Origin of the sequence: Microbacterium sp. B19 (assembly GCF_000333395.1) — a bacterium.
Taxonomy (GTDB): Bacteria; Actinomycetota; Actinomycetes; order Actinomycetales; family Microbacteriaceae; genus Microbacterium.
In genome coordinates, this window is record NZ_BADA01000236.1 from 1 (window position 1) to 3,597 (window position 3,597).

Consider the following 3,597-nt stretch of genomic DNA (forward strand, 5'->3'; position numbering starts at 1 on the left):
CGAGCACGTCGCGACCGGCCTGGGCCGTGCCGGACACGTCGTGCGGATCGATCGCGTCGATCGCGGCATCCATCCCCTCCACCAGGGTCGCGCGACGCGCGGAGGTCGTGTCGAGTTCGTCGACGAGACCGCGCAGGAGCCGGAAGTCCTGCAGCAGCTCCCACACCGCGAGGTCGCGCAGACCGATGGACATGTCGCGGAGCGTGTACAGAGGCGCATCGCCCGCGGTCGCGGGATCGCCCAGGTGCGTGGGTTCGAAGGTGAACAGGCTGCCGACGTCGGGGTGGGAGGCGGCCTCGACGAGGACGTCGACGCGACCGTCGGCGTCCAGGGCCGCGGGCGTGGCGTTGTTGAACGGGGAGACGCCCTTGATCGGCGCGCCGTCGCGGTTCCACACCAGCGCCTCGCACTGGAATCCGCTCTGCCCGGCGGTGAACCCCAGGTCGATGACGAGCTCGGCGACGGTTCCGGCGGGCAGCGCGCCGTCGGCGTCCCGCCACGCGGTCGGGACCTCGCCTCGGACGGCGAACCAGGTGGTCCCCCACGCCCGACCCCACGGGGTGCCGACGGCGAACGGTCGGTAGTCGGCCGCCGCCGCCTCAGCGAACGGTACCGGCTCACCCGGCGCCTCCCACGCGGTGACGGTGAGGGGGTGGCGGGTGCGGTAGACGGCGGGGACGAGGCGCTCGCGGACGAAGCGGTCGATGCGCATCTCGATCAGCGGGGTGCGGTCGTGCATGTGATTTTCCTTGTTGGGGGGACGGGTCAGCCCTTGACGGCCCCGGCGAGCGCGAACGAGCTCCCGGTCAGCCGCTGGGTGATCAAGTACAGGAGCAGGATCGGAGCGGAGTAGATGATCGCGAAGGCCGCGAGCTGGCCGTAAGCGACGGCACCGTGGCTGCCGAAGAAGGTGAAGATGGCCACCGAGGCGGGCATCTTCTCGGGGCTGAACAGCAGCACGAAGGGGACGAAGAAGTTCCCCCACGCCTGCGTGAACACGAAGATGAACACCACGCCGATCCCGGGCCGCATGAGCGGCAGGATGATCTGGGTGAGCGCCCGCATCGACGACGCCCCGTCGACCCAGGCGGCTTCCTCGAGGGAGACCGGCACGGAGTCCATGAAGTTCTTCAGCATCCAGATCGCCATCGGCAGCGACGTGGCCGCCATGAAGAGGATGACCCCGGGCAGCGAATCCAGCAGCTTCGTCTGGACGAAGAGGGCGTAGACGGGCACCATCATCGCCGTGATCGGCAGGCACGACCCGAAAAGGACTCCGTACATGAACCCCCGCTGGAAGCGCAGACGGAATCGCGAGAGCGGGTAGGCCGCCAGCACGCCCACCACGACGGTGAGGACCGCGGTACCGAGGGAGATCAGGGTGGAGTTCCACAGCGGCAGCAGGGTCTGCGACGGCGAAGCGACGTCGAGGAAGTTCTGCAGGGTCAGACCCTCGGGCAGCGAGATCGACACCGTGGCGTTGGTGTCCACCGCCGAGAACACGATCCACGCGATGGGCACGAGGAAGGACACGCCGATGAGGACGAGCACGATGTCGGACACCCAGCGGGCTCCACGGCGCGTGGGCGAGGCCACGGAGGGACGCACGCGCGGACGTCGGGTCGGAAGGGACACGGCGGTCATCACTCCACCTCCGGCTTCAGGATCTTGATGTAGAGGACGGCGAACACCGCGCCCAGGACGAGAGTCACGGTCGCGATAGATGACGTCGACACCCGTCTCGGCGATCGCGCGCACCGTGTTGAGCGTCACGCCCCCGGAGGCCTCGACGACGGCGCTCCCGGCGATCTTCTCGACGCCCGCGCGCAGGTCGTCGAGCGAGAAGTTGTCGAGCATGATGGTGTCGACCCCGGCCGCGAGGACGGCGTCGATCTGATCGAGGCGGTCGACCTCGACCTCCACGTGTGTCGTGTGCGGGAGGCGCGCGATCGCGCTCTCCAGGGCCTGCGTGAGCGGCAGACCGGAGGCCGCGAGCACGGCGAGGTGGTTGTCCTTCGCCATCACGGCATCCGACAGCGAGAACCGGTGATTGTGGCCGCCGCCGTCGCGGACCGCCTGCCGCTCGATCGCGCGGAGTCCCGGCGTCGTCTTGCGGGTGTCGACGATGCGCGCACCCGTGTGGGCGACGGCGGCGACGTAGCGGCTCGTGAGGGTCGCGATGCCCGACATCCGCTGCACGAAGTTGAGCCCGATCCGCTCGGCGGTCAGCACGGCCCGCGCGGGTCCGGTGACCACCGCGAGCACCTCGCCCGGCACGAACTCCGCGCCGTCGGCGACGCGGATCTCGACGTCGATCGTGGGATCGGTCAGCGTGAAGGCGGCGCGGAACACCTCGGCGCCGCTGAACACGCCGATCTCGCGGGCGACGAGTTCGGCTCGCGCGGTCGCGTCGGCGGGGATGAGCGTCTCGCTCGTGAGATCGCCCCACGGGGCGTCCTCCTCGAGGGCGGCGGTGACGACGCGGTCGATCGCGGCGCGGGTCAGCATGCGAGGGCCTCCTCGGCGGGGATGGATGCCACGGCGGCACCCGCTTCGTCGGAGCGATAGTGCGCGCCGATCGAGCCGGTGCGCGCGAGAGCGGCGGCGACGACGTGACGTGCGAGCAGGAGCAGCCCGGCGTCCTCCACGGAGCGGGGCTGCGCGTCGGCGGCCCACGCCGCGAGGACCCCGGCCGCGCGCCCCAGACCCGCGGCGTCGCGGACGAGTCCCGCGTGCTCCCACATGAGCTGCTGCAGCGCGGCCCGCGAGAACGCCGGCGCGTCCGGCGCCGGGTCGACGTCGGGGAGCGCGACGGCCGCGGGCGCCTCGACCCGGGTCCACCTGGCCCCAGCAGCCGCGGCATCCCCGGCGCGCGCACCGAACACCGCCCCTTCGAGCAGGGAGTTGGATGCCAGCCGGTTCGCGCCGTGCACACCGGTCCGCGCCGTCTCGCCCACCGCGTACAGTCCCGGCACCGTCGTCCGTCCGTCGAGGTCTGTCACGACGCCGCCCATCAGGTAGTGCGCCGCGGGGGTGACGGGGATCGGCTCGCGCGACCAGTCCAGACCGCGCGCGCGGACGGCGGCATCGATCGTGGGGAAGCGTCGCGCGAGACGCTCGGCGCCGAGGGCGGTGGCATCCAGTCGGACCGGACGTCCGCCCTGCGCGGCCATGGCCCGCGCGTTCGCCCGGGCGACGACGTCGCGAGGCGCCAGCTCGCCGTCGGGGTGGGCGTCGAACGCGAAGCGGCGCCCCTCGTCGTCGACCAGGGTCGCGCCGTCGCCGCGGACCGCCTCGGAGACGAGGAACGGCTCGCCCGCGGCCAGCGCCGTGGGGTGGAACTGCACGAACTCGAGGTCGGCGACGGCCGCCCCGGCGCGGAGGGCTGCGGCGATGCCGTCGCCGGTGGCCGAGGCCGGGTTGGTGGTGTGCGAGTACAGCTGTCCCGCGCCGCCGGTGGCGAGGATAACCGCGTCGGCGCGCAGCCGCTCGACCGCGCCGTCCGTCTCGACGTCGATCCCGACGACGCGGCCGTCCTCGACCACGAGGTCGCGCAGCAGCGTGTGCTCGCGCACCCTCGATGCGCTCGCGCGCACC

Annotated in this window: 2 protein-coding genes and 2 pseudogenes; all 4 read right to left on the reverse strand. The window is 72.1% G+C overall.

Features of this window, described 5'->3' with window-relative positions:
• Window positions 1-739: pseudogene (locus I5G_RS21575) on the reverse strand (alpha-mannosidase); the annotation flags it as partial.
• A 26-nt stretch (window positions 740-765) separates the two neighbouring features.
• Window positions 766-1,644 carry a carbohydrate ABC transporter permease gene (locus I5G_RS09095; RefSeq protein WP_036327259.1) on the reverse strand — a complete coding sequence of 293 codons (879 nt, stop codon included), beginning with the start codon at window positions 1,642-1,644 and terminating at the stop codon, window positions 766-768.
• A gap of 78 nt (window positions 1,645-1,722) precedes the next feature.
• Window positions 1,723-2,508: pseudogene (nadC, locus tag I5G_RS21580) on the reverse strand (carboxylating nicotinate-nucleotide diphosphorylase); the annotation flags it as partial.
• On the reverse strand, window positions 2,502-3,597 hold a 1,096-nt coding region (locus I5G_RS21585; RefSeq protein ID WP_036327256.1), incomplete at its 5' end, for an FAD-binding protein. The gene I5G_RS21585 and the pseudogene nadC, both read right to left, overlap by 7 nt.

What these genes read in the sequence shown, in the direction of transcription:
- I5G_RS09095 (WP_036327259.1), bottom strand. Translation starts at nt 1,644, where the DNA reads ATGACCGCCGTGTCCCTTCCGACCCGACGTCCGCGCGTGCGTCCCTCC.